The following is a 25,727-nucleotide window of genomic DNA, read 5'->3' as shown; positions in this document are numbered from 1 at the left end:
TGCAGGTCAGTCGTCCCCAAGGGTATCCGGACGCCGGGAAACGCAAAGCCCTCGCCCGATTCTCGTGACGGACCAGGGCTCTTCCGCGCGGTCGCCGGGGTCAGCCCAGGGCCCGCTCAACCTCTCGGGCCAGCTCTGTTGCGCGTGCGTCGGACAGAGGGCCCCCGTCCGCCCCTGTGACGTAGAAGGCATCCACCGCGTTGGCGCCGAGCGTCGACACGTGCGCGCTGCGCACCCGTACCGCGCTCTGTTCCAGCGCCCGCCCGATCCGGTGCAGCAGCCCCGGGGCGTCCTGGGCGCGAACCTCGATCACCGTAGCCAGCCGCGAGCCCGCCGCCGCGACCGTCACCCGAGGTGGCGGTGCCTTCACCCCGCGGCGCCGCGGGTAGGCGGCTTCGCGTTCGGCGAGGCGGGCCGGGATGTCGAGGGAACCGTCCAGGGCGCGTACGAGATCGGCGCGGAGCCGGGCCGCCTGCGGCAGGGAGCCGTACTCCGCCGCCACCCGCCAGCTGAGCAGCAGCACGTCGACACCCTCGCCGAGCTCGGTGGGGAGTTCGACGGCACGCAGGTCGGCTGCGCGGACGGTGAGGCGGTGCAGGGCGAGAACTCCGGCGGCGGCGGGCAGGACTCCCGGGCGGTCGGGGAGGGCGATGAGGAGTTCGACACCGATGGGTTCCGGTTCGCCGTCCTCGCTCGGGGTCTCGGCCTGGGCGTGCAGGGCGAGGACAGGCTCCCCGGTGCGCAGCGCCTCGATGGCCAGCCGTTCCTGTTCGGCGCTGGGTGCGACGGGTTCCGGCTCGGTGGTTGCCTCGCCGGCGAGCACCGCGGCGACACGTGTGACGAGGTCGGCGACGAGGGAGGCGCGCCAGGTGGACCAGGCGGCGGGCCCGGTGGCGAGCGCGTCGGCCTCGGTGAGGGCGTGCAGGAGCTCCAGCGTGGGCTCGCTGCCGACGGCGGTGGCGACGGAGCGGACGGTGGCCGGGTCGTCGAGGTCGCGGCGGGTGGCGGTCTCGACGAGCAGCAGATGGTGGCGTACCAGGCTGGCGATGACGCCCACGTCATGCTGGTCGAAGCCGATCCGGGCGGCGACGTCACGGGCGATGACCTCCCCCGCGACGGAGTGGTCGCCGGGCCAGCCCTTGCCGATGTCGTGGAGCAGGGCGGCGACGAGCAGGAGGTCGGGACGGCCGACGCGGCGGGTGAGGGAGGAGGCGCGGACGGCCGCTTCGACGAGGTGACGGTCGACGGTCCAGGTATGGACGGGGTTGCGCTGCGGGCGGCAGTGGACGCGTTCCCAGTCCGGCAGCAGCCGGGTGATCAGCCCTTCCGCTTCGAGGGCCTCCCAGACGGGGATGGTGGCTTCGCCCGCGCCGAGGAGTGTGACGAGTTCCTCACGGGCCTCGGCCGGCCAGGGGACGGGCAGCGGGCGGGCGGCGGCGGCGAGGTGGCGCACGACGTGGCGGGAGACCGGCAGTTCGGACTGTGCGGCCGCGGCGGCGGCGCGCAGGACGAGCACGGGGTCGCGTTCGGGGCGGGCGGTGCGGGCGAGGACGACCTCGCCGTCGGCCTCGACGACGCCTTCGGCGAGCGGGGTGCGTTCGGCGGCGGCGGTCCTGCCGCCGCCCAGCATGGCGCGCAGCCGGGGGCGTACGGACCGGGCGCGCAGGACGCGGGTGACCTCGCGCCAGGTGACGTCGGTGGCGTACGAGACGGTGCGCGCGGCCTCGTACACCTGGCGCAGCAGTGCGTCGGCGTCGAGGAGGCCGAGGGCGGCGGCGACCTGATCCTGTTCCTGGAGGGCGAGGCGGTCGGTGGCGCGGCCTGTGGTCAGATGCAGGGCGTCGCGGGCGTCGAGGAGGATGCGGCGGGCCTCGGCAAGGCCTTCGCGGGGGGCGTCGGCGACCCAGGAGGCGGCGACGGCTCGCAGGGCGGTCGCGTCGCGCAGGCCGCCGCGGGCCTCTTTCAGGTCGGGTTCGAGGAGGAACTGGAGCTCGCCCTGGCGCTCGGCGCGTTCACGGCAGAGTTCGTCGAGGGCGGGAAGGCGTTTGGGAGCCTGGTTCCGCCAGTCGGCGAGGATCGTCGTGCGCATCGCGGCGACCAGACCGAGGTCTCCGGCGACGGGCCGGGCGTCGAGCAGTCCGAGCTGCACCTTGAGGTCGTCGGCGGCCGTCTTCCGGGCTTCGCCGGGGGTGCGTACGGAGTGGTCGAGGGCGAGGCCGAGGTCCCAGACGGGGTACCAGATGCGGTCGGCAAGGGAGGCGATGGCCCCGGCATCGGCGCTGCCGTCGTGCAGCAGCACGAGGTCGAGGTCGCTGCGTGGGGAGAGTTCGCCGCGGCCGTAGCCGCCGACGGCGACGAGGGCGGCGCCGCGGACGCCGGTCTGCTCGGTGGCGGTGGCGAACAGGGCGGTCAGCCAGCCGTCGGTGAGTGAGGCGAGGGCCGCACGGCGCGGCGGCCCGGACTGCGCCTTCTCCTGGAGGAGGCGCAGCCGGGCCGCCGCGTAGCCGCTGGGTCCCGAGTCTTCGGATTCGGTGGTCACTTCGGTGCTCGTCACCCAGCTGCCTTTCAGTTTGCGTGGCCGTCGGTCAGAGTGCGTCCGGGCCGCGTTCGCCGGTGCGGACCCGTACGGCTGTCTCGACGGGGACGCTCCAGACCTTGCCGTCTCCGATCTTGCCGGTTCGGGCGGCCTTGACCACGACATCGATGAGCTGTTCGGCGTCCTCGTCCTCGACGAGGACCTCGATACGGATCTTGGGAACGAGGTCGACGGTGTACTCGGCGCCCCGGTAGACCTCGGTGTGGCCGCGCTGGCGCCCGTATCCGCTGGCCTCGGTGACCGTCAGGCCCTGGATGCCGAAGGCCTGGAGGGCCTCCTTGATCTCGTCGAGCCGGTGCGGCTTCACGACTGCCGTGATGAGCTTCATGCGTCCACCTTCTTGGTCTGCGCTGCTGCCGTCGTCCCCGATGCCGGAGTGGAGGCCGTACGCGGGGCCGCACCGCCGCCGGCGCCGCTGAAGTCGTACGCGGTCTCGGCGTGTTCGACCTGGTCGATGCCGGAGATCTCGTCGTCCTCGTCGACCCGCATGCCGATCGTCTTGTCGAGGAGGAAGGCGAGGACCGCGGAGACGACCAGAGAGTACGCGAGGACCGCGAAGACTCCGACGGCCTGCTTGCCGAGCTGGTCGAGGCCACCGCCGTAGAAGAGGCCCTTGGCGTCGGACTGGACACCGCCGGTGGCGAAGAAGCCGATGAGGAGCGAGCCCGCGACACCGCCGACGAGGTGGACGCCGACGACGTCGAGGGAGTCGTCGTAGCCGAACTTGTACTTGAGGCCGACCGCCATGGCACAGAGGACACCGGCGATCGCACCGACGGCGATGGCGCCGAGCGGGCTGACCGCACCGCCGGACGGGGTGATGGCGACAAGTCCGGCGACCGCGCCGGAGGCGGCGCCGAGGGTGGTGAAGGAGCCGTGGCGGATCTTCTCGTAGCCGAGCCAGGCGAGCATCGCGGCGGCGGTGGCGACCTGCGTGTTGACGAACATGACCGCGCCGACGCCGTCGTCGTTGCCGAGCCACGAGCCGGCGTTGAAGCCGAACCAGCCGAACCACAGCAGACCGGCGCCGAGCATGACGAGCGGCAGGCTGTGCGGCCGCATCGGGTCCTTCTTGAAGCCGACGCGCTTGCCGATGACGAGGATCACGCCGAGGGCTGCCGCACCGGCGTTGATGTGGACGGCCGTACCACCGGCGAAGTCGATGACGCCGAGCTCGAAGAGCCAGCCGCCGGCGCCCCAGACCCAGTGCGCGACCGGGAAGTAGACGACGGTCACCCACAGGACGACGAACAGGGACCAGGAGGTGAACTTGACGCGGTCGGCGAGCGCGCCGCTGATCAGGGCGGGGGTGATGATGGCGAACATCAGCTGGAAGACGGCGAAGACATAGATCGGGATGGTGTAGCCGTCCCAGAGCTGTGTGATGCCGATCCCGCTCAGGCCGGCGAAGTCCGAGCTCCAGCCGATGAACGAGCCGATGTCGGTGCCGAAGGCGAGGCTGAATCCGTAGAGCACCCACAGGATCGTGACGATCCCGAGGCTGATGAAGCTCATCATCAGCATGTTGAGGGTGCTCTTGACGCGGACCATGCCTCCGTAGAAGAAGGCCAGGGCCGGGGTCATGATCATCACCAGGGCCGAGCAGATGAGCATGAACCCGGTGTTGGCGGCAGACAGCGTCGGGGCGTCTGCGGCAAGCGTCGTGATGCCTGGGGGCATCGGCGTCTCCTCGTCGTCGGTGCGGCCGCGTGGGGCAAAACCTGCGGGACCACGTGCGGGACCACTGTGGAAAGGTGCGGGCCGGTTATGCGCCACGAGATTCGCTCAGCGCGGTTTCCGCCGATGCCGCACGATGTTTCGCCGCAGTGACGAAGAAGTGAGGCGTGTTACGTCCCTATGAACCGCGAGTGGCGCATCCGGGGCCGGGCCTACCCTGCGGCCGTGGCCGCATACGGTGCGGTGACAACTCTGGAGTACGGGAACGGGAACGCGAACCGGCCACGCCGATCACCCGCTGACCTGGCAAGGGGGAGCCGAAGTCGGTCTGTGCGGGGTGGTCGGCGTGGCCGGAGTGAGGAATGCCCGGTCAGACCGCTTCGGCGGTCTCGGGCAACTGCTCGGTGAGGAGATCGGTGAGCTGGGCGACCGCGGGAATGTCGCCGAAGTCCCTGGCAGCGGTGTCGACGGTCTTGCGCAGCCGGGTGCTGACGCGCTCGGAGCGGACCTTCTTGGCTACCCGCAGGGCCCGCTCGGCGAGCACCGTGGACTGTTCGGGTTCGCGCTTGAGGAGATGGACGGTGGCGAGGCCGATCAGGTTCAGCGCGTACGACCGCTGGTGCTCGTCGTCCTCGCCGAAGAGATCGACGGCCTTCTCCATGATCGGCTCGGCGAGCGAGGCGTACGTGGGGCTGCGGCCGGCCACATAGGCCAGGTCACGGTACGAGTGGGAGTTCTCGCCGTTGAGTTCGGCCTCGGAGAAGAAGCGGATCCAGTCGGGTTCCGGCTCGCCGTCGGTCCCGGCGTCGAGGAAGGTGTCCTCGGCCATTCGGACGGCTCGCTTGCACTTGCTGGGCTGGCCCATGTTGGCGTAGGCGCGGGCCTCCATCGCATACAGCATGGCCTGGGTGCGCGGAGTGGCGCAGTCCCGGCTGCCGTACTGGGCGAGATGGATGAGTTCGAGGGCGTCGTCGGGCCGTCCGAGGTGGATCATCTGGCGGCTCATGCCGGACAGGACGTAACTGCCCAGCGGTTTGTCGCCGGCTTCCTTGGCGGCGTGCAGCGCGAGGACGAAGTACTTCTGGGCCGTGGGCTGGAGACCGACGTCGTAACTCATCCAGCCCGCCAGCTCGGCGAGTTCGGCCGCGCACCGGAAGAGCCGCTTGACGGTGGCCGCGGGCTGCGGCTCCTGCAGCAGGTCCGTGACCTCGTGGAGTTGGCCCACGACAGCCTTGCGTCGCAGTCCGCCGCCGCACTGCGCGTCCCACTGGCGGAACATCACGGTGGTCGATTCCAGCAGGTCGAGCTCAGGGTCGGAGAGCCGGGAGGGGCGCCGGGAGGCGGCGGGCGACTCGGGCTCCGCGGATGCCATGGCGGCGACCGGCACCAGCCAGCGCTGCATGGGTTCGATGAGGGCCGGCCCCGCGGCGAGGGCGAGCGAGGTGCCGAGGAAGCCGCGGCGGGCGAGCATCAGATCACTGCGGGAGAACTCGCTGAGCAGGGCGACGGTCTGCGGGCCCGCCCAGGGCAGGTCGACGCCGGACACCGACGGTGACTGATGGGCGGAGCGCAGCCCGATGTCCTCGACAGCGACGACGGTGCCGAAGCGCTCGGAGAAGAGCTCGGAGAGGATGCGCGGGATCGGTTCGCGCGGCTGCTCGCCGTCGAGCCAGCGCCGCACCCGGGAGGTGTCGGTGCTGATGTGATGGGCGCCCATCTGGCGCGCCCTGCGGTTCACCTGCCGCGCCAGCTCGCCTTTCGACCAGCCACTGCGCACGAACCATGATCCCAGTTGCCCGTTGGGGCGCTTACCGGCATCCGAGTCGCCTGCGCCGCTGCCACTCACTGGAACGCCCCCATCCCGCTGGATACTGTCGCGCGAACCACTGTCTGAATGCCGTGAGCCGAAGCCGTCCGTACGGAGGTTGCACACCCATCGAACAGGAAATCGGGTTGCCTCCGGCATACCCACAGGCGCACACACTTCCACGGTCCGCGTACCGACGGTAATCCCACGATCACCGCCTCGGCGAGCACGTTTACAGAAACGCCACCATTCGCCACCCCTTCGGATGAACGCGCCCGCCGCCCGACACGATTCACTTGACAGACGACGATCAGCAGCCGACGCAGTGGTGCGGGCAGGGGCGCGTGTCTCGTGTCGCACGACCCGGGCACCATCCGGGCGCTGCCGGGCTCCGCGTCGTAACCACCGGAGAGCCGGACCCGTTGGAGGGGGCATGGGCTTCACGATCGGCGGCATCCGTGAGCTGCGATCCGGCTCACGGCGTCGAGGCCGTGCGACCGAGTGCACCGCGGTGGCCGAGTACACAGGGCTGTGGGGCTGGGCCGTCGCGCCGGGGGCGCGGGCCGCGGCCGGGCTTTGCTCCTGCGGGGACACCGCCTGCCTCTCCCCCGGCGCTCATCCGCTGGAGTTCGCCCACGAGGTACCGGCGGGCGCCACGCTGGACACGGCGGCACGCGTATGGGCGGAGGTCCCCGGCGCTTCGATGCTGCTGCCGGTGGGGCGCACGTTCGACGTGCTCGATGTCGCCGAGCGGGCCGGGCGGCGGGCGCTGGTGCGGCTGGAACGGATGGGGCTGCCGCTGGGCCCGGTGACCGTGACGCCGTCCGGGAGGGCGCAGTTCTTCGTCGCGCCGGGCGCCGCCGCCGAACTTCCGCAGTTGCTGTACCGGATGGGCTGGGACGACGCGGACCTGGATCTTCGGGCGCTGGGTCACGGCTGCCACATCACCGCACCACCGTCGGACGAGGGCGGTCTCGGGCCGGTCCGCTGGCTGCGTCCGCCGGTCCTGGACACGGCGGCCACGCCGCCGCAGGCGCGGCTGATGCTGGGCACCCTGGCGTACATCTCTCATCGCTCGTAGTGGCGGGATGGACGACGCCGGGCGGGCTCGCTGTCGAGCCCGCCCGGCGTTCGGGGGAAAGGAGCCGCGGTCGGCCCCTCAGAGCCTGTCGGGTGACCTCTGATCGGGCGGCCACGCCCTGGCACGCACGCTTCCGATGTTGCCGAAACGCCCTGGTAGCTCCTTCCCCGAGCTCTCAGCTCGGGGCGAACAGGGGAGACCCCATTGGAAGCCATCCCGGCGCCTTGGAATCGCACGCACCATGCCGCGTCCGCTCCCCGATCGAAGGTCACCCGACAGGCTCTCAGTCGCCGATCAGTGCGTCGACGAACGCCTCCGGCTCGAACGGAGCCAGGTCGTCCGGTCCCTCGCCGAGGCCCACGAGCTTCACCGGTACGCCCAGTTCGCGCTGGACGGCGATGACGATGCCGCCCTTGGCTGTGCCGTCCAACTTGGTGAGAACAATGCCGGTGATGTCGACGACCTCGGCGAACACCCGTGCCTGAACCAGGCCGTTCTGTCCGGTCGTGGCGTCGAGGACGAGCAGGATCTCGTCGAGCGGGCCGTGCTTCTCGACGACGCGCTTGACCTTGCCGAGCTCGTCCATGAGCCCGGTCTTGGTGTGCAGCCGGCCGGCGGTGTCGATGAGGACGACATCGGCGCCCTCGGCGATACCTTCCTTCACCGCGTCGAAGGCGATCGACGCCGGGTCGCCGCCCTCGGGTCCGCGCACGGTCCGGGCGCCGACGCGCTCGCCCCAGGTCTGGAGCTGGTCGGCGGCGGCGGCGCGGAAGGTGTCGGCCGCGCCGAGCACCACGCTGCGGCCGTCGGCGACGAGGACCCGGGCCAGCTTGCCCGTGGTGGTGGTCTTGCCGGTGCCGTTGACGCCGACGACCATCACGACACCGGGCGTGTCGACCCCGCTCTCCGTCTTGACCGCACGGTCGAAGTCGGTGCCGAGCAGCGCGAGGAGCTCCTCGCGCAGCAGGGTGCGCAGCCCCTCGGGGGTACGGGTTCCGAGGACTCGGACGCGCTCGCGGAGCCGCTCCACCAGCTCCTGGGTCGGGGCGACGCCGACGTCGGCGGTGAGCAGGGTGTCCTCGATCTCCTCCCAGGTGTCCTCGTCGAGGTTGTCACGGGACAGGAGCGTGAGCAGTCCCTTGCCGAGGGTGCTCTGCGAGCGGGCGAGCCGGGCGCGCAGCCGTACGAGACGGCCCGCGGTGGGCTCCGGGATCTCCAGCGCGGGAACTGCGGGCGCCTCCGGCTCGGCGACTGCCGGGGCTTCCTCGGCGGGAGCCTCAGCGCCGGGGAGAGCGGCCTCCTCGATGGTGCGGCGCGGTTCCTCGCGCGGTGTCTCGGCTTCCTCGCCGACATGGGGTTCGGCGGGAGTGAGGGTCGGCGTGCTCGACGGTGCCGGGGGCAGCTGCTTCTTCTTGCGGCCGCTGACCACGAGCCCGCTGATCAGGCCGGCCACGACCAGTGCGGCGATGACTACAGCAAGGATGACGAATTCCATAACCCACCCAGTATCAGTCACGTGCCCGCCAGGTGGCGGCCCCGGAGGACCACTCCGGGATCGAACAGGTCGTTATGGCCCTTTTGGTCGTAAAGGTGCGACCCTGCTCGCGGAGACCCATGGCCTGGAACCCGTTCCCCGGCGACGAGCGCACCGGCCGGGTCCGTACCCTCTGCCCCACCTGGGCCGCCGCCAATATGACCGTGCTGCCGCTCACGCGCTGTCTGCCGCGGACCACGTCCGGCCGGTCGGTGGTCGGGGCGACGGTGGGCGGCGCGTGCTCGTCGTTCTGCCGTTGGTGGCAATGGGTGCGGTGATGGCGGTCGCCACCCCCGATCTGGCGGTCAGCAAGGGCCCGGTCGTCTTCACCGACTCCTTGCTGCCGGACTGGATCTCGGTGCCGTATCGGGGAACGTACGATGCGGCGGCGCCGCTGGACATCACTCCCGCAGGCGCCTACTGGTACACGGGCGGCTTCGCCGTGCCCGCTGCCGCGGCGTGGGGTACGGGGCCGGCGGTGGGGCTGCTGTTCACAGGTGTGGAGTGGTCCTCCGGCCCGCTCGCCGCCACCTGGATCGGACTCAACGGCCTGGGACGGGCGGCCACGATCGCCGCCTCCGGGGGGCTGTACGCACTGCTGCCGCGGCCCGCCGGGCACAAGGGTCACGCACCTCTACATTTCTGACGTGACGTCGGCTCCTGTCCCGCCCCGCCAACCCGCCCGGCGAAGGGGACACGCGTCATGGCCTTCACAGTGGGCCGGTTCAATCTCGTCGATCCCGATGCCACCCCCGAGTCGTTGTCGGCCCGCTACCGTGCGGCGCTGGAGATGGCCGCGTACGCCGACGCGCACGGCGTGGACATCGTGCAGACCGATGAGCACCACGGCGCCACCGACTCCTGGCCGCCCTCCCCCTTTCGTCTTTGCCGGGTCGGTCTTCGGCGCCACCCCTCGGATCGCGGTCACGGTCTCCGCGATCATCGGGCCGTTGCACGATCCGCTGCGGCTGGCCGAGGACATCGCGGTCCTCGACCTGCTGAGCGCGGACCGGCTGGTCACGGTCGCGGGCATCGGCTACCGGCCCGAGGAGTACGAACAGGCGGGCGTCGAATGGGGCAGGCGCGGCCGGCTCCAGGACGAGGTGCTGGAGACCCTGTTGCAGGCGTGGACCGGTGAGCCGTTCCCGTACCGCGGCCGTACCGTCCGGGTCACCCCGCGCCCGTACACCCAGCCGCATCCACTGCTGCTGGTGGGCGGCAGCGCGAAGGGCGGCCCGGCTGGGGCTGCCGTTCTTCCCGAGCGCGCATCTGCCGGAACTGGAGGCGTACCACCACGAACGACGCGCGGAGCACGGGACGGAGTGCTTCTGCATGATGCCGGCGGCGAAGACGCCGTTGCTGCATGTGTCGGAGGATCCGGAGCGGACGTGGGACCGCTACGGCGAGCACTTCCTGCACGAGGCGCGGACATATGCCTCCTGGCAGTCGAAGGACATCCGCTCGGCCGTACGCTCGGCCGTACGCTCGGCCGCCACGACGGTGGCGGAACTGCGGGACGAAGAGGTCTACCGGATCGTCACCCCGGAGCAGTTGGCCGCGCTGGACGCGGACGGCCTGGTGCTGCATCCGCTGTGCGGCGGGATGCCGGTCGAGGAGGGGTGGCACAGCCTGCGGCTGTTCTGCGAGGCGATCGCCGTCCGACGTACGGAGGGCAGATGCGCGTCCCCGGCCCGCGGGCGCGGGCCGGGGACGCGTGGTCGAGGAGAGGGGCAGCGGGGATCAGCCCATCTCCTCCAACGCCTTGCCCTTGGTCTCCTTCACGAACTTGAGCACGAAGGGGATCGAGAGCACGGCGAAGCATGTGTAGATGATGTAGGTGCCCGACAGGTTCCAGTCGGCCAGGCTCGGGAAGGTCGCTGTGACCGCCCAGTTGGCGATCCACTGCGCGGAGGCGGCGACACCGAGCGCGGCGGCACGGATCTTGTTCGGGAACATCTCGCCGAGGAAGACCCAGACCACCACACCCCACGACAGGGCGAAGAAGAGCACGAAGACGTGGGCCGCGATGAGGGCGACGGCGCCCTGGGTGGTGGGGAGTTTGCCGTTGACCAGCTCGGCCGAGAAGGCCCAGGCCTCACAGGCCAGCGCGATCGCCATACCGGCGGAGCCGACGAGCGCGAGCGGTTTGCGGCCCACTCGGTCGACCAGGACCATCGCGATCACCGTACCGATGATGTTGACGATCGATGTGGTGAACGACCAGAAGAACGAGGCGGTCGGGTCGATACCGACGGACTGCCACAGGGTCGCCGAGTAGTAGAACGCCACGTTGATGCCGACGAGTTGCTGGAAGACCGAGAGACCGATACCGACCCAGACGATCGGCAGGAAGCCGAAGCGGCTGCCGAGCAGATCCTTGAATGTGGACTTGTGCTCGCGGTGCATGGCTGTCTGGATCTCGGCCACGCGGGCGTCGAGGTCGACTTCCTTGCCCTCGACCTCGGAGAGAATCTTCTTGGCCCGCTCGTTCTTGCCCACGGAGATCAGGTAGCGCGGCGACTCGGGGATCGCGAACGACAGCAGACCGTAGAGAAGCGCCGGCACGACCATGACGCCGAGCATCCACTGCCAGGCCTCGAGACCGCCGATCGTTCCGCGCTGCCTACCGCCGGCGAGCTGCAGGATGCCGAAGTTCACCAGCTGCGAGATGGCGATGCCGATGACGATCGCAGCCTGCTGGAAGGACCCGAGCCGGCCGCGGTAGGCGGCCGGCGAGACCTCGGCGATATAGGCCGGGCCGATGACCGAGGCCATGCCGATGGCGAAGCCGCCGATGATCCGCCAGAAGGCCAGATCCCAGAGGGCGAACGGAAGCGCGGAGCCGATGGCACTGATGGTGAACAGCACCGAGGCGATCCGCATGCAGCGGATGCGGCCGATCCGGTCGGCGATACGGCCCGCCGTGGCGGCGCCGATGGCGCAGCCGATCAGGGCGATGGCGATGACCTGGGCCAGCGTTCCGGAGCCGATGGCGTAACGGTCCCGGATCGCCTCGACGGCGCCGTTGATCACGGCGCTGTCGTAGCCGAAGAGGAAACCGCCCATCGCAGCGGCTGCCGTGATGAAGATGACATGCCCGAGGTGTTCCGGATGGGCCGCTCGGGCTCCGGATCCTGGTGTCTGCGATGTGCTGGTCACATGAACTCCTGGTGCCTGGCCGCGTCGTCAGGCGTGGGGGCGAACTCTTCCAAGTGGCGCATACCTTCACAGACGCCACCACTTGAAGTTAAAGACGACGTCGCAGAGACTATGCGTTCACATTTCGAAGTCAATATCGGGGTACAGGCGGACACCCACCCAGACCCACTCAGAATCTGTGTTGAAGACTTGAAAAGTTCGTCAAGGTTCAGCGGAGCCGCTGGCTGATGACCTTGGACACCCCATCGCCCTGCATCGAGACGCCGTACAGCGCGTCCGCGACCTCCATCGTCCGCTTCTGATGCGTGATCACGATGAGCTGCGAGCTCTCCTGGAGCTCCTCCATGATCCGGATCAGCCGCTGCAGATTGGTGTCGTCGAGCGCCGCCTCGACCTCGTCCATGACATAGAACGGACTCGGCCGGGCCTTGAAGATCGAGACCAGCAACGCCACGGCGGTCAGGGACCTCTCGCCGCCCGAGAGCAGGGAGAGCCGTTTGACCTTCTTGCCCGGCGGACGCGCCTCGACATCGACCCCCGTCGCCAGCATGTTGTCCGGATCGGTCAGGATGAGCCGCCCCTCACCGCCCGGGAAGAGCCGCGAGAAGACGCCCTCGAACTCACGGGCCGTGTCCCGGTACGCCTCCGTGAAAACCTGCTCGACCCGCTCGTCGACCTCCTTGACGACCTGCATCAGATCGGCCCGGGTCTTCTTCAGGTCTTCGAGTTGTTCGGAGAGGAACTTGTGCCGCTCCTCCAGCGCCGAGAACTCCTCAAGGGCAAGCGGATTCACCTTCCCGAGTTGCTGGTACGCCCGTTCGGCGGACTTCAGCCGCTTCTCCTGCTCGGCCCTGACGAACGGTTTCGGCTGATTGCGCGGGTGCTCCGGGTCCTCCGGCAGCTCCTCGCCCTCCGCGGCCGGCGACGGCGGAACCAGCTGGTCGGGGCCGTACTCGGCGGCCAGCCCGGCGGGCTCCACGCCCAGCTCCTCAAGGGCCTTCGCCTCCAACTGCTCTATCCGCAGCCGCTTCTCGGCGCCGAGCACCTCACCGCGGTGGACGGAGTCGGTCAGCTTGTCCAGCTCGCCCTTGAGCTCGCGGCCGTGACCGCGCTCGACGGTCAGGTCCTGCTCGCGCTCCGCCTTCGCCGCCTCGGCGGCGACCCGCTCCTCCCCGGCCCGTACGACGGACACCTCGACATGGGCGAGGAGCTGACGGGCACCGGAGGCGACGGCCGAGGCCACCGCGGCCTCGTGACGCAGCCGGACGCGGCGCTGCTCGGCACGGGCACGGGCCTCGCGTTCGGCGCGGGCACCGCGGTCGAGGGAGTCCGCACGCCCGGCGAGCCCCTTGACCCGTTCCTCGTGGGTACGGACCTGGAGTCGGGCCTCCATCTCGGTCTGGCGGGCGTTGGCACCGTCGGCGGCGAGCCGGTCGCGCACGGAGTTGTCGGGCTCCTCCTCGACCGGCATCTCCTCCGCCACGAGCAGCCGTTCGGCCAGTTCCTCGGCCTCCTCGGTCGCCCGCTCCAGAGCGTCCTGGGCGCGGGCGGCAGCGGCGGCCGACCGCTCGGCCTCGCCCGCCGCGCCGCGGGCCTGCCCGGCGAGCCGGCCGAGTTGCTGGGCCACCCCGGACTTCTCCCGCTCGGCGGCCCTGCGCCGCTCCCCCAACTCCTCGACGAGCACGGCGCAGGCGCTGCGCCGCTCCCCCGCGAGCCGCTGGGCCTCGGCCAGCTCGGTGCACCGGACTGCGAGGTCCGCGAGCTCGGCGGCGGCCTCGTCGACGGAGGCCTGCACTTCGAGCAGGCTGGGCGCCCCGGCGGAACCGCCGTGTGCGAAGTGCGTCCCGAGGACGTCTCCTTCACCGGTCACGGCGGTCAGCTCAGGACGCGCGGCAACAAGATCCTCCGCGTCCTCCAGGGTGGGGACGACGACCATGCCACGCACGAGCCGGCGCACGGCAGCGGTCAGCTCAGCGGGCCCCTGGACGAGATCGGCGACGGCGGGCGGGACGTCCGGGGCAGCGGCGACGCGGAGCACGTGACCGGATGCCTCGGGGTGGCCGGCAAAGCCGTGGGGCGGGGTGTCGGAAGCGGAAGAGCGGGCCGGACCCGGCGCGGGTACCTGGCCGGGCGCATGCGCCGCACCGGTGTGGGCCGTCCGGTCCTGCCCGGCGGTCTGCCCCGGTACGTGCCCCGCGCCGGACCCGGCGGTCGGGCCCGGGACGCCCCCGGCCGCGCCGGGCGCGGAACCCTGCCCGGCTACGTGCTGCGCGTCCGGCGGCACAGCCCCGCCTTGTCCGGGTACCTGCCCCGCACCTGCCTTCGCCGCCGCTTGGGCCCCCGCGCCAACACCCCCCAACAACAACGCCGCCCGCCCCGCGTCCTGCTTGCGCAGCAGCCGGATGGCGTTCGCTGCCGTGGCCGGGTCCGTCACCGCCACCGCGTCCGCCGCCGCGCCCAGTGCCGCCGCGACCGCGACCTCGTGGCCCGGCGCCACCGTCAGCAGTTCCGCTGCCGGGCCGAGCAGGCCCGAAAGGCTGTCGCGCGAGGCGAGCAGCGCACCCGTGCCGTCCTTGCGGCGCAGACCCAGCGCCAGGGCGTCGTGCCGGGCCGCGACCGCCGCCCGCTTGCGTTCCGCACCGGTGGCGGCCTCCCGGGCAGCGGAGAGGGCCGACTCCGCCTCCACGAGCTCCCGCTTGGCGGCGTCGTGGCGCTCGCCCAGCTCCGCGTCGCCCGCGTCCAGCCCCTCCACCTCCGCCTTGAGCTGCTCGAACTCCTCCTGCGCCCTGACCGCCCGCTCCTGCGCCTCGTCGCGCGAGGCGGCCAGCCGGTCGATCTCCGCCTGCGCCGAACCGGCCCGGCTGCGAGCCGCGTTGACCTGCCCGGTCAGCCGCGCGAGTCCTTCGCGCCGGTCGGCGATGGCGCGGGCCGCGTCCTTGAGCCTGCGCTCCTCGGCCGCCAACTCCCTTTCCAGTTCCGTCCGGTGGGCAGCCGTGTCCTCCAGCGCGTGCTCCGCCGCCTCCAGCGCGGCCTCCAGCTCCGCCTCCTGCTCCCGGATCCGGGCGGCCTCGCGCTCCATGCTTTCAGGGTCCCTGAATCCCGCACCGCGCCGCTCCTCCTCGGGCGCGGCGGTGGCGCTCTTCACCCGGGCATCGGCCAACGAGATCGTGCCGCGTACCCGCTCGGCGAGCTGCGACAGCTCGTACCAGGTCTGCTGGGCCCGCTGCAGGCGCGGCGCCAGCCGGCGTACCTCGTCCTCCAGCTCCGCCTCACGCGTCAGGGTCGCCTTCAGCTCCGCCTCCGCCGCCTCCCGACGCTGTTTCAACGCCGCTTCGTCGGCGATCTCGCTGCGCAGCGCGTCGTGCAGCCGCACCAGGTCGTCGGCGAGCAGCCGCAGCCTCGCGTCGCGCAGATCGGCCTGGATGACGGCGGCGCGCCGGGCGACGGCGGCCTGCCGGCCCAACGGCTTCAACTGTCGCCGCAGTTCGTCCGTGAGGTCCTGGACGCGGGCCAGATTGGCCCCCATCGCGTCCAGCTTCCGCAGCGCCTTCTCTTTCCGCTTGCGATGCTTGAGCACACCGGCGGCTTCCTCGATGAATGCGCGGCGCCCCATCGGATCGGCATGGAGTACGGAGTCGAGCCGGCCCTGGCCGACGATGACGTGCATCTCCCGGCCGATACCGGAGTCGGAGAGAAGTTCCTGGATGTCGAGGAGCCGGCAGGTGTCGCCATTGATCTGGTATTCGCTGCCACCGTTGCGGAACATGATCCGCGTGATCGTCACTTCGGCGTACTCGATGGGCAGCGCACCGTCGGAATTGTCAATGGTCAGCGACACCTCGGCGCGCCCCAGCGGCGGCCGCCCGGTGGTACCGGCGAAGATCACGTCCTCCATCTTGCCGCCGCGCAGGGATTTGGCTCCCTGCTCACCCATGACCCAGGAGAGCGCATCCACCACATTGGATTTGCCGGAACCGTTGGGACCGACGACGCAGGTGATCCCCGGTTCGAACCGCAGGGTGGTGGCGGAGGCGAACGACTTGAAACCACGCAGGGTCAGGGCCTTGAGATGCACGCCGCCGGACTCTACCTTTCGGTCTCGGTTTCGCTGATGAAGGTGCAGGGCACATCAGACCGTAAGGGAAGGGGTGTACGTCCGGGGCGGGTCTGTCGCAGGTCCGGGGGGAAAAGAAAGAAGGGACGCCGAGGCGCCCCTTGTAAATCTTGTGCAGTGCTGCGTGACGGATCAAAGAACGCGGCGGATCACGAAGGCGACAGATCACAGTGATGATCTTCAATGATCCGGTGACGATTCCGGTGACGATCCGGTGATGAACTCAGACGGCTGACGCGAGCAGCCCGACCGGCCCCTGTGGGCCCTCGGTCAGGTCAGCGCCGGCTCCGCCTGGGGTACGTCGATGTCGATGCTGTCGAGCAGCGACTCTTGGTGCTGGGCGGCGGCGTTGAGCGCGTCGTTCTCGTCCTGGATCCGTACGAGCTCGGATTCCAGGTCCTGGACGCGTTGCTGGAGCCGTCGCATCTCGGCGAGGAGTCGCGGGTCGGAACCGCCGACGTAACCGAGAAGCGCCTTTGCCATGATGGATGGTCCTCCACACTGAGTGACCGACCGATGCGGTGTGGGTCGTGAGGGAATCGCACCCGCGGTGCTCGGCAGCGCTCTGTCATCACTGCGGTTCTGCTGCCAAAGAGCTCTGCCAAACAGCTAAGGTGCGCGGGGTTTTCAGCGTCTCACCAAAAAGTTTGACGGTCAACACGATCACACCCCGTAGACACGGGTGGCCCGGGGGCGCGCGGCTCGACGATCACGCGGCGCGACTCTCCTGCGGGGCCCTGGGGGGCGCGGAGATCATCCTTACTGCCGCAGCCTTGCACGGCAACCGAATCTTGGCAACCACCCGGTCCTTTCGCAGGTCATTTCATGTGTACGCAGATGAGCGGCCCTTGCCGTAACCCCTCGCCGCCTGTCGAACACGGTCCGAACACGACCCCGAATTCGGACCTCGTTCGCATCGGGATCAGCGGATCGCAAACCCCTCGTAACCGCCGCGCGGGGTGTCCCAGATCTCAGTGACTCCCTCCACACGTCCGGGTGTGTCGTCGGAGCGCAACCACTCCAGCAGGCGGTGGCAATTCTCACGTTGCCCCTCGGCGACAACCTGTACCCGACCGTCGTCGAGATTGAGGGCGAATCCGGTGAGGCCGCCGATCTCCAAAGCATTTGCCCTGGTGAACCAGCGGAAGCCCACTTGCTGTACTCGGCCGCGCACCCAGGCGGTAAGTCGCACATCTTCGTTCATGCCCGAACGCTAACCGGCCAATTACTCAAGGGTCACTTCGCCCTGTTGAGCCATGGCGTACAGTCCCGTCGAAACCAGGGCCTCACTCGATCGGGTGAGGCAGATTGACGCCGATCATGGCGTCCAGCCCGTCAGAAGGGGACAGCAGATGGGACGCCATCGACGCTCCGCCGCAGGTCCCGTGGCAGGTTCGGCCGCTGATACGTCCGCGGCCGCGAAAGCCCGCTCGCGCCGGGGCGCGCGCCGCAGGAAGCGGTCTGGAACGGCCGTGCGTACGGGGCTGATCGGCGTCTCCGCTGCGATGGCCGTCGGAGCCGTGGCCGTGGCTTCGGGTCTGCTGCCCGGCGGCGCGCACCACGTGACCGGTGGCGCGGCCTCCGACCAGATCCGCTCCCAGGGTGCGCCGGACCTGCTGACGCAGGGCGGTTCCACCACCGCTCCGGCCGACCGCGGTATCGCCTCGGCCGAGGCCGGCCGCAGCACCGAGCGTTCCTCTGGACCCGAGAAGTCCGAGCGGTCGGGCTCCCCCAGCACCTCGGCCACGCCGTCCGCCTCCCCTTCGGAGAAGAGCGAGCAGACGAAGCAGGCGGAGAACACGAAGGCGCCCGCGGCCGGCAGGACCAGTTCCGCGCCGTCCGCCGGGGCCTCGGCGGCGCAGACGACATCTGCCGCCGCTCCGGCACGCAGGGCCACGCCCCCGGCCGCCGGCACCTCCGCCCAGACTGCCGTGCTCGCGCTGGTCAATCAGGAGCGTGCGAAGGCCGGCTGCAGCCCGGTCACGGCCAGCGTCCCGCTCACCTCGCTCGCCCAGAACTTCAGTGACGACATGGCGGCCCGCGGCTTCTTCGACCACACCGACCCCGATGGCCAGACGCCTTGGGACCGCGCCTCGAAGGCCGGTGTGACGGGGCTCGGCGGCGAGAACATCGCCCGCGGCCAGGCCGACGCACAGGCGGTGATGGACTCCTGGATGAACAGCGAGGGCCACCGCGCAAACATTCTCAATTGTGACTACAAGACCCTCGGCGTCGGAGTGCACTTCGGCTCCGGCGGCCCCTGGTGGACCCAGGACTTCGGCTTCTGAGATGTACGCAGGCCAGCGACCTGTCAGCGTTCTTGGGCCGTCTCGGAGCCGTTATCGGCAACCGAGGCGGCCCAAACTGTGTCTACGGCCGCCCGCGGGCCGACGTACCGGGCGCGGTAGCGCATGCCGACGCCGTGACGGTCGGTCCTGACCTTGACGGGCTCGCCGTGACAAGCCTGCCCGAGCAGCCGTCAAGCGTACGGCCCCCTGATCATGCTCGACCCCAGCCCAGGCAGGCCACCGGCCAAACCCGCTCCACCGACCTCAGCTGTCAGTGGCAGTCGAAGCGCCAGTCCCACGGCAGGCCGGGGCACTGGCGGCAATGGAAGAAGTAGACGCCGCCGCAGTCGCCCAACTGTATGTCGCCGGTGATGGTCAGAAGGTGCTCCATGCGGTGTCCGCTCTCGCAGTTCGGCCAGTCCGCAGGCTGCGTCCAGGCGGGCCAGCCGCCGACCTTCGTCCCGATGACGTTGGAGTCGGGTGGCCACATGGAGCCGCCCGCCGGCAACCGGAGACGAGGTTCCCAGGTCTCCCACATGTCCTTGGGCAGATCAAGCCACCTCGGACAGTCCTCCGCGGTAATCGGGGACAACGTGGACGGTTCCGGCATGTGGTCCTCGTCGTACTCCCCCTCGCTCACCCCGGGGATCTCGGACAGCAGCCCTCCAGCCACGACCTCCGCCTCGTTGCGCCAGTACAGCTGCGGCATCACCGGCCCGGGATCCTGCTCATGTATCAGCGCGCACCACACCAGCTGTAGCAGATCCTTGCCCTCCGGGAACTCCAACCCCGGCACATCCCGGGCGAACAGCTGGAGGATCGGCACCATCGGCACCGCGCCCGGGACAATCTGGGTGCGGTTGCGCCAGTCGGACCCGTACGTCCAGTGGTCTTCCTGCGCGCAGTACGGCCACGGCTCGTCCGCGGGCCACAGCAGCTCGCCTCCCAGCGAGCTCTCCCGCACGCCAGGGTCGCCGGGCTCCGGGTTGAGGAGGGTGGTTTCCCGGGCAAGGCCCGCGTACTCCGGTATCAGGGTGCGCAGATCCTTCGCGGGCAGCTCGGGTGTGTCTCCGGGCATCGTGGCTCCTCAAGCGTACGAAGATCGACGGGACGCTGCAGGCACGTTAGTACGTGCCACCGACAACCCCATACAGCAACGACCGCCTCATCGCACCCCCTTGGGCCGCGGACGCGCGGTCCGGCGAAGTAGGGTGGATCAAGGTCCGCAAACCGGCCTGCCCGGATCCTCATGGCCGAATCGGGCGGACGGAGAGCGCCCATGCCGGACATCTGCGTCATCCGATGAGGCCCCGGGACCGTGCCACTCTCGTGCCAGAACGGGCGGGGACTCAGGGGGGAATCGGGGCGTACGGGGGCACGTACCGCACGGCTCCCTGCAAGGTGGGGAACCGCAGGTCACACACATGATCGTCCAACCTCGCTCCTCAGCGGATGTCATCGCACCACGGAGCGCCCTCCCGGGGCCGTCTCGGGGCCGTGCAAGGGCGCTCGGCGATGGCCAACGCCGACCACCGCCGACAGCTCAGCAGCAGGCCACAGCGTTGATCGATGACGTGGCCACAGATCGGAAACCCGGCGTGTCACTTCGTCGGCTTCTGATCCTTCCGAGACCTTCCCGGGATTCGTTCCGGGCCGCACGGCCCGCGCCTCCGTCTGATCGCTTACGCCCGCACAGCGCACTCCAGAAGTGAGCGCTGTGCGGGCGTAAGCTGTTTTTCATGGACGAGACCACCCCGCGAAACGGCGCCGACAGCCTGCCGTTCGACGTGTTCTCCCGGCAGTGCCCCTCGCGCGGCACCCTGGAGCATGTCACCGGGCGCTGGGGCAGCCTGACGCTGACCGCGCTGTACGAGGCGGGCGCCCGCTTCAACGAGCTGCGCCGCAGGGTCGACGGCGTGAGCGAGAAGATGCTCTCCCAGACGCTTCACGCACTGGAGCGGGACGGCCTCGTCCTCCGGGAGGCGCAGCGCACCAATCCGCCGCGCGTCGACTACGAGTTGACCCCGCTGGGGCGCGAGGTCGCGGGCCGGCTGCTCGGGCTGATCCAGCTCGTCGAGGGCCGGATGCCCGAGGTGCTCGACGCCCGCAGCCGTTACGACGAGGGGCGCGAGGGCACGTTCTAGAACGCGACCCGCGGCGGCCGCTGGCAGCGCGGGCAGTAGTAGCTGGAGCGGTTCATCCACGGACGGCGGCGCATCGCCGTACCGCAGCGGTGACAGGGCTCGTCCTCGCGCCCGTACGCGTCGAGCGACCGGTCGAAGTAGCCCGACTCGCCGTTCACATTGACGTAGAGGCTGTCGAAGCTGGTGCCGCCCTGGGCGAGCGCCGCGTTCATCACGTCGCGAACATGGCCGAGCAGCTCGGCCGACTTGGGCCGGGTCAGGGTCGCGGTGGGCCGGTCGTAGTGCAGCCTGGTGCGCCAGAGCGCCTCGTCCGCGTAGATGTTGCCGACGCCACTGATCAGCGACTGGTCGAGCAGGGCCCGCTTGACCGTCGTGCGGCGCAGGCGCAGAGCGGTGTGGAACGCCGCGTCGTCGAAGGCGGGGTCCAGGGGGTCACGGGCGATGTGCGCGATGGTGTCGGGCAGCCCTTCCGGGGTGTTCTCGTGGAGCGAGAGCCCTCCGAAGGTCCGCTGGTCGACGAAGCGCAACTCGGTGCCGAGGGCGTCGTCGAAGCGGATCCGTATCCGCAGATGCTTCTCGTCGGGGGTGTCCTGCGGCTGTACGAGCAGTTGACCGCTCATGCCGAGATGGCCGAGGAGCGAGGAGGAAAGATCGTCCAGCGGCACCCACAGGTACTTGCCGCGGCGCATGGCCGTACCGAAGCGGCTGCCGCTGAGCCGCGCCGCGAAGTCCGTGGAGCCCGCGAGATGGCGGCGGACCGCGCGCGGGTGCAGGACCTCGACCTCATCGACCGTGCGGCCGGTCACCCAGCGCTCAAGACCGCGCCGTACGACTTCGACCTCAGGCAGCTCGGGCACGGCAGTGGCTCCTCAAGAGACTGAACAGTTTAGGGGTGTCCGCGAAGTATCGCCGTCAGCACACCGGGTCCGGACAGGGAGAACCCCCCGGTGCACGAGGCACCGAGGGGTTCCCGGATCAGGCCGGAGTGACGTCCGTCGACGGCGACGGGTCGGCAGGGGTGTCGGCAGCCCCTCCGTCGGCTGCGGCCTTCGCCGTAGCCTCCCGCTGCTCCGCAGCGGCACTGATCTCGCGCCAGGCGGACTCCGCCGCCTGCTGCTCCGCTTCCTTCTTGCTACGGCCGGTGCCGGTGCCGTACGAGACACCACCGACGCGAGCAGCAGCAGTAAAGGTCTTCTCGTGGTCCGGGCCGGTCTCCGTGACGAGGTACTCGGGGACTCCGAGACTCTCGCTCGCGGTGAGCTCCTGGAGACTGGTCTTCCAGTCCAGGCCGGCGCCGAGGTTGGAGGACCTGTCGATCAGCGGGTCGAAAAGCCGGTGGACCAGCTCCGAGGCCGCACTGAGGCCCTGATCGAGATAGACCGCGCCGATCACGGCTTCAAGCGTGTCGGCGAGGATGGATGCCTTGTCCCTGCCGCCCGTGCCCTCTTCGCCCCGGCCGAGCCGGATGAAGGAGCCGAGTTCGAGGCCGCGGCCCACTTCCGCAAGTGCACGCGAGTTGACCACTGCGGCCCGCAACTTGGCCAGCTGGCCTTCGGGCAGGTCGGGGTGGGTGCGGTACAGCGTGTCCGTGACCACCAGTCCGAGCACCGAATCCCCGAGGAATTCGAGCCGCTCGTTGGTGGGCAGGCCGCCGTTCTCGTATGCGTACGAACGGTGGGTCAGCGCACGCACCAGAAGGGCGGACTCAAGGTGATACCCGAGCCACCCTTCCAGAAGCGTGTGGGACGAGGCTGTGTTGACGTTGTCTGCCTGCTTCTTGGCGTGGGACAACTCAGACATCGGGCCTCTCACCAGCCGCTCAGACTTCGAGGACCTGGCGCTTGTTGTACGTGCCGCAGCTGGGGCACGCGATGTGCTGCAGCTTCGGCTCCTGGCAACGCTCGCACGAAACCAGGGTGGGGACCGCAGCCTTCCACTGCGACCGGCGGTGGCGCGTGTTGCTGCGCGACATCTTCCGCTTCGGAACAGCCACGGCTACTTCTCCTGCTTCTCGTCGACGCCCGCTTCGGCGCCGCCCATGTTGTCCTTCTCGCCGTCCGAAACGGTCTCGGCGAGTCCTTGCAATGCCGCCCAACGAATGTCGACGGCATCGTGGTGGTGACCGGGGTTCTCGTCCAGCCTGATTCCGCATTCGGAACACAGACCGGCACAGGTCTCCCGGCACACCGGCTGCATCGGCAGTGCGAGCACCACCGCATCACGCAGCACTGGCTCGAGGTCGAACAGGCCGTCCTCGATGAAGAGCCTGTCCTCGTCGTCCTCGGCGTCGTCGGCCGGTTCCGCTTTGGCGCGGCCCCGGTCATCGGCGTCAGGGTACGAGAACATCTCCTGGAAGTCCGCCACGACCTCTTGGCGCAGCGGCTCCAGACACCTTACGCACTCCCCTTCGGCCGACGCACGGGCGGTGCCTGTGACAAGCACCCCTTCCATGACCGATTCGAGGCGGAGCTCCAGCTCCACGGGTACGCCTTCCGGCACACCGATGACCCCGTCGATACCGAGGGCCGGCGAACCGGGTGCGTCCACCGAGCGGGTCAGCCGCAGGAGGGCACCGGGACGCCGACCCAGCTCGTGCGTATCGAACACGAGAGGGTTTCGGTGGTCGAGGTGGCCGTTCAGGGCTTTTCCTGCTTTCGAAATCGTATCCATGGCGCAGCGCGCACCGTGGGGAGGGGCCGACCGGATCGGAGTCGAAGCGGGCAGCCGGGATCGCAGATCTACGCGCGACCGAAGAACCAGGATACTGGACGCTTTACCCTGCTCCCAACCGGGCCCGATTCCGGTCCCGAACCGGCCGCAACCGGTCCGGTTCGGCCCCTGTCCGGGTTACTCCGGTCAGCGCTCCTGCTCGTACCGGCGGAGCTGATCGATGTCGATCATGCTGGTGTCGAAGAGGCTCGCCTCGTCGAGGGCGCTCTCGCCCTGCGGCGGAAGGGGCTGGTGCGTCGGCATCGGCTGCTGCCAGCCGTCGTACCCCTGCGGCTGCGCCTGGCCCTGGTCGTAGCCCTGCTGCTGATAGGCGGCGTACGGGTCCGGCTGCTGCTGGTACCCGTACATGTCCTGCTGAGGCCGCTCCTGGTACGCGTACGTCTCCGCGTAGCTCGGCTGTGCCTGTGCCGGGAAGTGCGGCTGGACCTGCTGGGGCACCGGCTGCGGCTCCGGGGCGGCGAGCTCGGCGAGACCGGCCCAGTGGTCCTCGTCGCTGGTGTGGCCCGGGCTGCCGACGGCGTCCTGGGCTGCCATGTGCGCGCCGAGCTCGTCGGTGGCGACCCGGCCGTGCAGCTTCTGCCGGCCACGACCGACCGCTTCCAGGGTCTTGGCGAGCACGGCCTCGAACGCGCCGAGCTTGGTGTCCACGTAGTCGTCGGCGCGGCGCCGGAGCGTCTCCGGGTCGGCGCTGCGCTCGGGGGCCTCCGCGAAGTCGGGGTCCTCGTACCCCTGCTCGTCGAAGCCCTGGCCGCGGCCGAGAAGCTTCTCGCGGCCCCGGTCGACGGAGCCGATGGTCTTGGTGAGAACGACCTCGAAGTTGGCGAGCTTGCTGTCGACGTACTCGTCGGCCTCGGCGCGGACCTCGTCGGCCTCCCGGCGGGCCTCGCCGAGGATGCGGTCGGCCTCGGTCCGGGACTGCCGGGCGATCTCGGTGTCGGAGATCAGTGAGCCGCGCTGGGCCTGGGCGGTCTCGATGATCCGCTCGGCCTCCTGGCGGGCCTGCTCGACCATCTGCTCCCGGCCGCCGATGAGCTCCTGCGCGTGGGCGAGCGAGCCGGGGAGGGCTTCACGTACCTCTTCGAGCATGGCGAGCAGATCGGCGCGGTTGACCACGCACGATGCCGACATGGGCATGGACCGGGCGTTCCCGACCGCTTCGACGATCTCGTCGAGCTTCTTCTGCACGTCCACCGTGTGCTCGCCACTCTCTACTGCCGAATTGGAGACGGACGGGACGACTGTACGGCCAGTCGGCGCCCGTCCGACACCGGGTGACGGACTGTCAGCGCATCACTGCTGGGCAAGACGTTCGACGAGTGCGTCGTGGACCAGCGGCGGCAGCAGGTGGGAGACGTCGCCGCCCCAGGTCGCGACCTCCTTGACCAGCGAGGACGACAAGAAGCTGTAGGTGGGATTCGTCGGCACGAAGAGCGTCTCGACCCCGGAGAGGCCGTTGTTCATCTGGGCCATCTGCAGCTCGTAGTCGAAGTCGCTGACGGCCCGCAGGCCCTTCACGATCGCCGGGATGTCGCGCTGCTTGCAGAAGTCGACCAGGAGGCCGTGGAAGGACTCGACCTCGACGTTGCCGAATTCCGCGGTGACCTGACGGATCAGCTCGATCCGCTCGTCGATCGTGAACAGGCCCTTCTTGGACTGGTTGATCATCACCGCGACATGTACGACGTCGTACAGCTTCGAGGCGCGGCCAATGATGTCGAGGTGTCCATTGGTGATGGGGTCGAACGACCCCGGACAGACGGCGCGGCGCAACTTGAGTCCCTCGCTCTCCGGTGCGGTCATCGTGCGTCTTCGCACGTAGAAGCGGCGCGACCGTACCAAAGCGTTCCCTCGCCGTAGCGACGGGCCCGCACTGGCTCGAATCCCTTGGGCCAGTTGAATTCTCCGCCTCTGGTGCTCCGTTCCACGGTGACGAGGGCATCGTCCGTGAGCCAGCCCTGAGCACGGAGTGTGAGCAGTATCTCGCCAAGATCGCCATCGGTGACGGCGTACGGCGGATCCAGGAAGACCACGTCGTACGGGTCCGCGGGCGCCGGTCCTGTCACGATCTGTTCGGCTTTGCCGGTACGGACTTCGGCGCCGGGCAGACCGAGCGCACGGACGTTGTCCCGGACCGTGCGGGCGGCCTTGGTGTCGGCCTCGACGAGCAGGGCGTGGACCGCGCCGCGGGAGAGCGCTTCGAGGCCGACGGCGCCGGAGCCCGCGTACAGATCCGCGATCCGGATGCCCTCCAGGGTGCCCAGGAGCGCTTCCCAGGTGGAGAAGAGGCCCTCGCGTGCGCGGTCGGAGGTGGGGCGGGTGCCGGTGCCGGGCGGGACGGCCAGGCGGCGTCCGCCGGCCGAGCCGGCGATCACGCGGGTCATGGGTGTCTGGTCCTCGGGTCGCAGGGTGGCCCGCCGGGGTGGGGCGGGCGCCGTGCATCCCACGATATGGCGTCGGGCCCGCTGAGAGCCTGTCGGGTGACCTTCGATCGGAGAGCGGACGCGGCATGGTGCGTGCGATTCCAAGGCGCCGGGATGCCCTCGTAGCGGAGCTACCAGGCCATTTCGGCAACGCCTGAAGTGTGCGTGCCAGGGCGT

General features: G+C 69.9%; 22 protein-coding genes and 1 pseudogene. 6 read left to right on the top strand and 17 right to left on the bottom strand.

The annotated features are described in order from the left end of the window. Positions 1-100 precede the first annotated feature (100 nt). From AB0I23_RS02500 to nsdA, 4 genes are all read right to left on the bottom strand, one after another. Positions 101-2,554: a [protein-PII] uridylyltransferase gene (locus AB0I23_RS02500; RefSeq protein WP_359106099.1), complete on the bottom strand. Its 2,454-nt coding sequence runs from the start codon at positions 2,552-2,554 to the stop codon at positions 101-103. A 31-nt stretch (positions 2,555-2,585) separates the two neighbouring features. Then, entirely contained in the window at positions 2,586-2,924 is a 339-nt protein-coding gene (locus AB0I23_RS02495; RefSeq protein WP_037689863.1) for a P-II family nitrogen regulator, read from the bottom strand. Beyond that, entirely contained in the window at positions 2,921-4,276 is a 1,356-nt protein-coding gene (locus tag AB0I23_RS02490; RefSeq protein WP_359106097.1) for an ammonium transporter, read from the bottom strand. Before AB0I23_RS02490 ends, AB0I23_RS02495 begins: the two co-directional genes overlap by 4 nt. Before the next feature lie 367 nt (positions 4,277-4,643). Next, positions 4,644-6,119 (bottom strand): transcriptional repressor NsdA, encoded by a 1,476-nt coding sequence (gene nsdA, locus AB0I23_RS02485; RefSeq protein ID WP_359106095.1) that lies wholly within the window; start codon positions 6,117-6,119, stop codon positions 4,644-4,646. 394 nt (positions 6,120-6,513) lie between these two features. Between nsdA and AB0I23_RS02480 the strand changes: the two genes are divergently transcribed. Next, on the top strand, positions 6,514-7,161 hold the full coding sequence (locus tag AB0I23_RS02480) for a bifunctional DNA primase/polymerase (protein WP_359106093.1): 648 nt from the start codon (positions 6,514-6,516) through the stop codon (positions 7,159-7,161). 283 nt (positions 7,162-7,444) lie between these two features. Here AB0I23_RS02480 and ftsY read toward each other — a convergent pair whose 3' ends face one another. Then, entirely contained in the window at positions 7,445-8,656 is a 1,212-nt protein-coding gene (gene ftsY, locus AB0I23_RS02475) for a signal recognition particle-docking protein FtsY (protein ID WP_037689871.1), read from the bottom strand. Between the two features lie 119 nt (positions 8,657-8,775). On the opposite strand from ftsY, the gene AB0I23_RS02470 reads away from it, so the two are divergent. The 3 genes and pseudogenes from AB0I23_RS02470 to AB0I23_RS02460 all read left to right on the top strand — a co-directional run. Then, a complete protein-coding gene (locus tag AB0I23_RS02470; protein WP_359106091.1) occupies positions 8,776-8,973 on the top strand; it encodes a hypothetical protein in 198 nt (65 codons plus the stop codon). Then, positions 8,934-9,341 carry a hypothetical protein gene (locus AB0I23_RS02465; RefSeq protein WP_359106089.1) on the top strand — a complete coding sequence of 136 codons (408 nt, stop codon included), beginning with the start codon at positions 8,934-8,936 and terminating at the stop codon, positions 9,339-9,341. The genes AB0I23_RS02470 and AB0I23_RS02465 overlap by 40 nt, the downstream gene beginning before the upstream one ends. Positions 9,342-9,398: 57 nt before the next feature. Next, positions 9,399-10,366, top strand: a pseudogene (locus tag AB0I23_RS02460) (LLM class flavin-dependent oxidoreductase); the annotation flags it as partial. Between the two features lie 69 nt (positions 10,367-10,435). On the opposite strand, the gene AB0I23_RS02455 reads toward AB0I23_RS02460, so the two are convergent. The 4 genes from AB0I23_RS02455 to AB0I23_RS02440 all read right to left on the bottom strand — a co-directional run bounded on the left by AB0I23_RS02455 (position 10,436) and on the right by AB0I23_RS02440 (position 17,172). Next, entirely contained in the window at positions 10,436-11,854 is a 1,419-nt protein-coding gene (locus tag AB0I23_RS02455) for a sugar porter family MFS transporter (protein ID WP_359106087.1), read from the bottom strand. Between the two features lie 208 nt (positions 11,855-12,062). Further along, positions 12,063-15,929 carry an AAA family ATPase gene (locus AB0I23_RS02450; RefSeq protein ID WP_359106085.1) on the bottom strand — a complete coding sequence of 1,289 codons (3,867 nt, stop codon included), beginning with the start codon at positions 15,927-15,929 and terminating at the stop codon, positions 12,063-12,065. Between the two features lie 309 nt (positions 15,930-16,238). Continuing rightward, the gene (locus tag AB0I23_RS02445; protein ID WP_018551753.1) at positions 16,239-16,451 is read right to left on the bottom strand and encodes a hypothetical protein; all 213 of its coding nucleotides are present in this window, start codon (positions 16,449-16,451) and stop codon (positions 16,239-16,241) included. Between the two features lie 439 nt (positions 16,452-16,890). Continuing rightward, on the bottom strand, positions 16,891-17,172 hold the full coding sequence (locus AB0I23_RS02440; protein ID WP_359106083.1) for an acylphosphatase: 282 nt from the start codon (positions 17,170-17,172) through the stop codon (positions 16,891-16,893). A gap of 148 nt (positions 17,173-17,320) precedes the next feature. On the opposite strand from AB0I23_RS02440, the gene AB0I23_RS02435 reads away from it, so the two are divergent. Continuing rightward, positions 17,321-18,256: a CAP domain-containing protein gene (locus AB0I23_RS02435; RefSeq protein WP_359106081.1), complete on the top strand. Its 936-nt coding sequence runs from the start codon at positions 17,321-17,323 to the stop codon at positions 18,254-18,256. Between the two features lie 271 nt (positions 18,257-18,527). On the opposite strand, the gene AB0I23_RS02430 is transcribed toward AB0I23_RS02435, so the two are convergent. Then, the gene (locus tag AB0I23_RS02430) at positions 18,528-19,334 is read right to left on the bottom strand and encodes a hypothetical protein (protein WP_359106080.1); all 807 of its coding nucleotides are present in this window, start codon (positions 19,332-19,334) and stop codon (positions 18,528-18,530) included. 661 nt (positions 19,335-19,995) lie between these two features. On the opposite strand from AB0I23_RS02430, the gene AB0I23_RS02425 reads away from it, so the two are divergent. Beyond that, positions 19,996-20,400, top strand: a complete 405-nt coding sequence (locus AB0I23_RS02425) for a winged helix-turn-helix transcriptional regulator (protein ID WP_359106078.1) — start codon at positions 19,996-19,998, stop codon at positions 20,398-20,400. Here AB0I23_RS02425 and mutM read toward each other — a convergent pair. From mutM to rsmD, 7 genes are all read right to left on the bottom strand, one after another. After that, positions 20,397-21,257: a bifunctional DNA-formamidopyrimidine glycosylase/DNA-(apurinic or apyrimidinic site) lyase gene (gene mutM / locus AB0I23_RS02420; protein WP_359106076.1), complete on the bottom strand. Its 861-nt coding sequence runs from the start codon at positions 21,255-21,257 to the stop codon at positions 20,397-20,399. The two genes, AB0I23_RS02425 and mutM, sit on opposite strands and share 4 nt — an antisense overlap. 118 nt (positions 21,258-21,375) lie before the next feature. Beyond that, the gene (gene rnc, locus AB0I23_RS02415; protein WP_359106074.1) at positions 21,376-22,200 is read right to left on the bottom strand and encodes a ribonuclease III; all 825 of its coding nucleotides are present in this window, start codon (positions 22,198-22,200) and stop codon (positions 21,376-21,378) included. Positions 22,201-22,219: 19 nt separating this feature from the next. Continuing rightward, positions 22,220-22,393 (bottom strand): 50S ribosomal protein L32, encoded by a 174-nt coding sequence (rpmF, locus tag AB0I23_RS02410; protein ID WP_003965982.1) that lies wholly within the window; start codon positions 22,391-22,393, stop codon positions 22,220-22,222. A gap of 2 nt (positions 22,394-22,395) precedes the next feature. Further along, positions 22,396-23,070 carry a YceD family protein gene (locus AB0I23_RS02405; RefSeq protein ID WP_359106073.1) on the bottom strand — a complete coding sequence of 225 codons (675 nt, stop codon included), beginning with the start codon at positions 23,068-23,070 and terminating at the stop codon, positions 22,396-22,398. Positions 23,071-23,256: 186 nt separating this feature from the next. Beyond that, positions 23,257-24,321: a cell division initiation protein gene (locus AB0I23_RS02400; RefSeq protein ID WP_359106072.1), complete on the bottom strand. Its 1,065-nt coding sequence runs from the start codon at positions 24,319-24,321 to the stop codon at positions 23,257-23,259. A 99-nt stretch (positions 24,322-24,420) separates the two neighbouring features. Continuing rightward, positions 24,421-24,900 (bottom strand): pantetheine-phosphate adenylyltransferase, encoded by a 480-nt coding sequence (gene coaD / locus AB0I23_RS02395; protein WP_359106253.1) that lies wholly within the window; start codon positions 24,898-24,900, stop codon positions 24,421-24,423. A gap of 26 nt (positions 24,901-24,926) precedes the next feature. Next, a complete protein-coding gene (gene rsmD / locus AB0I23_RS02390) occupies positions 24,927-25,511 on the bottom strand; it encodes a 16S rRNA (guanine(966)-N(2))-methyltransferase RsmD (RefSeq protein ID WP_359106070.1) in 585 nt (194 codons plus the stop codon). Between the last annotated feature and the right edge of the window lie 216 nt (positions 25,512-25,727).

This window comes from Streptomyces atratus (genome assembly GCF_040655115.1).
GTDB classification, from domain to species: domain Bacteria; phylum Actinomycetota; class Actinomycetes; order Streptomycetales; family Streptomycetaceae; genus Streptomyces; species Streptomyces atratus_D.
The sequence above is the reverse complement of the archived record's forward strand: the minus strand, read 5'-3'. Positions and strand labels throughout refer to the sequence as shown.

What these genes read in the sequence shown, in the direction of transcription:
- AB0I23_RS02440 (WP_359106083.1), bottom strand. Translation starts at nt 17,172, where the DNA reads ATGAACGAAGATGTGCGACTTACCGCCTGGGTGCGCGGCCGAGTACAG.
- AB0I23_RS02425 (WP_359106078.1), top strand. Translation starts at nt 19,996, where the DNA reads ATGGACGAGACCACCCCGCGAAACGGCGCCGACAGCCTGCCGTTCGAC.
- AB0I23_RS02470 (WP_359106091.1), top strand. Translation starts at nt 8,776, where the DNA reads ATGGCCTGGAACCCGTTCCCCGGCGACGAGCGCACCGGCCGGGTCCGT.
- ftsY (WP_037689871.1), bottom strand. Translation starts at nt 8,656, where the DNA reads ATGGAATTCGTCATCCTTGCTGTAGTCATCGCCGCACTGGTCGTGGCC.
- rnc (WP_359106074.1), bottom strand. Translation starts at nt 22,200, where the DNA reads ATGTCTGAGTTGTCCCACGCCAAGAAGCAGGCAGACAACGTCAACACA.
- AB0I23_RS02435 (WP_359106081.1), top strand. Translation starts at nt 17,321, where the DNA reads ATGGGACGCCATCGACGCTCCGCCGCAGGTCCCGTGGCAGGTTCGGCC.
- AB0I23_RS02430 (WP_359106080.1), bottom strand. Translation starts at nt 19,334, where the DNA reads ATGCCCGGAGACACACCCGAGCTGCCCGCGAAGGATCTGCGCACCCTG.
- AB0I23_RS02480 (WP_359106093.1), top strand. Translation starts at nt 6,514, where the DNA reads ATGGGCTTCACGATCGGCGGCATCCGTGAGCTGCGATCCGGCTCACGG.
- AB0I23_RS02445 (WP_018551753.1), bottom strand. Translation starts at nt 16,451, where the DNA reads ATGGCAAAGGCGCTTCTCGGTTACGTCGGCGGTTCCGACCCGCGACTC.
- rsmD (WP_359106070.1), bottom strand. Translation starts at nt 25,511, where the DNA reads ATGACCCGCGTGATCGCCGGCTCGGCCGGCGGACGCCGCCTGGCCGTC.
- AB0I23_RS02405 (WP_359106073.1), bottom strand. Translation starts at nt 23,070, where the DNA reads ATGGATACGATTTCGAAAGCAGGAAAAGCCCTGAACGGCCACCTCGAC.
- AB0I23_RS02495 (WP_037689863.1), bottom strand. Translation starts at nt 2,924, where the DNA reads ATGAAGCTCATCACGGCAGTCGTGAAGCCGCACCGGCTCGACGAGATC.
- AB0I23_RS02490 (WP_359106097.1), bottom strand. Translation starts at nt 4,276, where the DNA reads ATGCCCCCAGGCATCACGACGCTTGCCGCAGACGCCCCGACGCTGTCT.